At 44.7% G+C, this 3896-nt stretch carries 3 protein-coding genes and 1 pseudogene; all 4 read right to left on the bottom strand.

Features of this window, described 5'->3' with window-relative positions:
• Positions 1-365, bottom strand: a pseudogene (locus BG32_RS01575) (UDP-N-acetylmuramoyl-L-alanine--D-glutamate ligase); the annotation flags it as partial.
• Positions 366-1292 carry a phospho-N-acetylmuramoyl-pentapeptide-transferase gene (mraY, locus tag BG32_RS01570; protein WP_006487034.1) on the bottom strand — a complete coding sequence of 309 codons (927 nt, stop codon included), beginning with the start codon at positions 1290-1292 and terminating at the stop codon, positions 366-368. It abuts the pseudogene before it with no gap.
• The gene (murF, locus tag BG32_RS01565; RefSeq protein ID WP_006487033.1) at positions 1285-2610 is read right to left on the bottom strand and encodes a UDP-N-acetylmuramoyl-tripeptide--D-alanyl-D-alanine ligase; all 1326 of its coding nucleotides are present in this window, start codon (positions 2608-2610) and stop codon (positions 1285-1287) included. Before murF ends, mraY begins: the two co-directional genes overlap by 8 nt.
• On the bottom strand, positions 2607-3896 hold a 1290-nt coding region (locus tag BG32_RS01560; RefSeq protein WP_121526297.1), incomplete at its 5' end, for a UDP-N-acetylmuramoyl-L-alanyl-D-glutamate--2,6-diaminopimelate ligase. The genes murF and BG32_RS01560, both read right to left, overlap by 4 nt.

The raw sequence follows: 3896 nt of genomic DNA, 5'->3' as shown, positions 1-3896 counted from the left end.
CCATTTGTTCCCGTGACGCCGATCACCGTCCCTCTGGGCTTGGACCAAAGCTCATCTAGGGATACTTCAAGCTCGGTCGTGTAGTATTTCCCCGAATGGATAATTCTCTCTCCAACTTCGGAAAACGGCGAGACTCCAGGGGATACGATGAAGACATCGCAGTCAAAGAGACGATCCGTATGGCCCCCTTCCTCGTATTCTATATCGAACTTCTTGAGGAGCGTCCTACCTTCCTCTTTAATTTTACCGGTGTCAGAAACAAAAAGCGATTTGGAATCTCTATCTTTTACCAATCTTTCAAGGAGTTTCTCGTTCGAAACTCCGAATCCAACAAGACCGATTTTTCCTTCAAGCAACTTTTTCACCTACCAGGACAGCAGACCGAAGACTGCTCCGATGAAAGCGATCAATGAAAACCTGAATGCAATTTTACTTTCTTTCCAGTTAGATAGTTCAAAGTGATGGTGTATTGGGGACATCTTGAACACTCTCCGACCAAAAACCTTGAATGAGAATACCTGAATGATTACACTGAACATTTCCACGAGGAACATCAAACCAAAAAATATGAGAAAACCCTCTCTCCCGTCTAAAGCAAAAATCACGGCCATGATTCCTCCAAGCGAGAGCGATCCCGTATCACCCATAAATATTGAAGCGGGAAACCAGTTATACCATAGAAAACCAGCCAAAGCCCCGCTGATCGGAGCGATCAAACCATTTTGCCAAACGGGAAGAGCGAGCATAGGAGTCAAGGAAAATATGTACACTGAGGCCGCCAATCCGTCAACGCCATCGGTAAGATTTACAGCGTTGCTCATTCCGGCAATGATCAAAGCAGAAATCGGATAGTAAGCGAAGCCGAGACCGATTTTCCCGAGAAAGGGTATCTCTATATGTGTATGAGGATTGACAAGCTGAATTAAAAATACGATGAAGGCAGCCGAGACAAGCTGAAGGGCGAGTTTTCTCTTTCCGCTCAGTCCAGATGCATTTCTCTTCACGATTTTCGAGATGTCATCGACAAGTCCTATGAGGCCGAAAAGAATCCCAGCGATGACAACTATCAAGATCTCTGCTCTAAAGGCAAAGATTGATGCAACTGTCAGGGCGATAGGAATAAAAACAATTCCTGCAGCAGTTGGGGTACCTGTTTTATAGTTATGGAGGTCAGGTCCTTCTTCGCGAATGTATTGCCCTATCCTTCTCCTTTTCTGGTATCTTTTTAAGGGCTCGATAGCTAGAACAGACAAAAGGAATGCCAGGAGGAAAGTGAATACTTCTCTATGCACTTTCGATCAGCTCCATAAACGACTTGTATACCCCTTCAAGGGCTATCGCACGCGAGGCTTTGAAGAAGACGAGATCACCACTCCTTACGTTACGTTGGAGCCATGCAGCGATTTCCTCTTCGCTGTCACTCACAAGCGCGGGCTTTACGTTCTTTGAAGCTGCGTTTATCGCCATATCTCTCGTAAAGAGAACTGTCTCATCAAACTTTGACAACAACTCACCAAGCCTTTCGTGAGTTCTCTTTTCTTCTCTCCCCTGTTCGAGAATAGAGCCGGCTACAGCGATCTTTCGAGAGCTTTTAAGCTTTTCTATGGATAGGATCGCCGATTCCCATGATTCAAGGCTGCTGTTGTAGAAGTCACTTATCACAGTGATTCCCTTCAGAATACTGACGGTAAACCGGTCACTGAAGGGCAACTTGTAATCGTTCAAAAATACTGAAGGTTCTTCAACACCGACGAGACGAGCCACAAGATAGGCAGCGCCAAGATCCATCAGTTGACCGTAGCTCCATATGCCTTTGAGTCTGACAAACCGGTCCCCATCGCAAAAGAAATGAAGCATAGTATCGCCTTTATCGTAAGCGAAATCTACTATTGAGAAATCAACATCTTCTTTTCCAAATAGGAGGACCTCCACCGGTAGCCCTTTCGAGAACTCTCTCAGTCTCTCATCACACCCTCCAAGTACCGCCCTGGACAGCCTTTTCGACTTGAATATGGATAGCTTCTCTTGCAGTAACTCGTCGATGTCTTTGAAATTTCCTACGTGAGCGCTTCCAACATTGAGAAGAACAGCGATGTCGGGCTGGACAATTCCGACAAGTTTTTCAATATCCCCCTTCGTACTCGTCCCAAATTCAAAGACACCGTACTGAGCTGAAAAAAGCTCTCTCCTATTTTCCAGCAAAGATAACGGCAATCCAATTTCTGTATTGAGGTTACCTGCAGTCTTAAAAACTCTGCCAAGTTTCGAGAGGAAAAAGGAGCTTATCTCTTTTGTCGTAGTCTTTCCATTAGAACCTGTAATACCTATCCTGTTACTAAGTTTCGATTTCGAGAGTATACTCTTTGCTGCTTCTATAAGGATTTCATTTGTGTTGTCTACTCTCAAGACTCTTTGGTCGTCGAAAGCCTTGTCCGAAAATACCAAAGAGGCCCCTTTGGAAAGCGCCTCTCCGACAAAGTCGTTTCCATCGACCTTTTCCCCTTTCAGCCCAATAAAGACATCACCGGCAGAAACTTTTCTGGAATCGATGACAATATTTCTGTCTTCCGTTTGAAGCAAGAATTCTTCAACTGATGATTTGGATATCACTTTTTTATATGCCTCCGGAACTTGCTCTCCAGAATATCCTTTACTACCTGTTTATCATTAAAGGGAATTCTCTTTTCGCCAAGGATTTGGAAATCCTCATGGCCTCGCCCAGCTATCAAGACCATGTCCTGACGATTGGCAAGCGTAAGGGCAACTGATATTGCCTCTCTTCTGTCAGGAATAACGAGATAAGGTTTGAATTTATCGACGCCGCTCTCTAGATCCTGAAGGATCTCTGCGGGATCGTCCAGCTTTGGATCATCGGAAGTGAGAATAACTACATCGCTGTATTTTGAAGAGACTTCAGACATCAAAGGACGTTTTCCCTTATCGGCAGATCCTCCTGCGCCAAAAACCAGAATCAACCTGCCTGGAGTGAGTCTTCTTGCTGTCTTCAAAAGTTTTTCCAACGCATCTGGAGTATGGGCGAAGTCTACAACTACGTCAAAGCCGTACTTCGTAGCTTCTTCAACAAACTCGAATCTACCCGGAACACCTCCGAAGGATGAGATAGCTTTGGCTATGTGGTCCAGGTCGTAATTCAATGAATTGAGTGCGGCAACAGCTGCTGCTATATTGTACGCGTTGTGTTCTCCGATCAATCTAGAGTAGATCCTATGTGAAGACCCGTACGGCGTTTGTATAGTGAAATCCATGCCCGTTCTTGAGATATCGAGATTCTCGATTCTGTAATCCGATTCATCGCCAAAACCATAGGTCGTGATTCTGTTTCTAGAAATGTGGATATCCGCGATATTTATCTTGTCACCATTTACAACAGCTATTCCGTTGGTCTTCAATAAAGAGAAGAGTTTCATCTTCGATCTGTAATAGTCATCGAAGGTAGGATGAAAGTCCAGATGGTCTCTGGTGACGTTGCTGATTATTCCTACATCGAACCTCATTCCCTCAACCCTGTTCATCGAAAGAGAATGCGACGAGACTTCCATAATGAAGTACTCGCTTTTCAGTTTCGTAGAAAGTTGAAGAAGCTTTGCAAGCTCGACCGGTCCGGGCGTGGTGTTCTTAGGATTGGTATATATGTTTTCTCCCACAACATTTCTCACGGTACCGATAAGAGATGCCTTCCTCTCAAATGATGATAAAACATGATAGATAAGAGTTGTGATCGTAGTCTTCCCGTTTGTGCCTGTTACACCGATAGTGGTAAGCTTCCTGTAGGGATGACAGTATTCCTCCATGGTAAGCACTGCCTCGACTAGACGAGAACTTTTGACGTAAACGATAGGAACTACCACTTCCTCGTCTTCAATGGGCATTTCCGC

It is taken from the genome of Mesotoga sp. HF07.pep.5.2.highcov, assembly GCF_003666285.1.
GTDB classification, from domain to species: Bacteria; Thermotogota; Thermotogae; order Petrotogales; family Kosmotogaceae; genus Mesotoga; species Mesotoga prima.
Note: the sequence above shows the minus strand (reverse complement) of the source record. Positions and strands in the feature narration are given on the sequence as shown.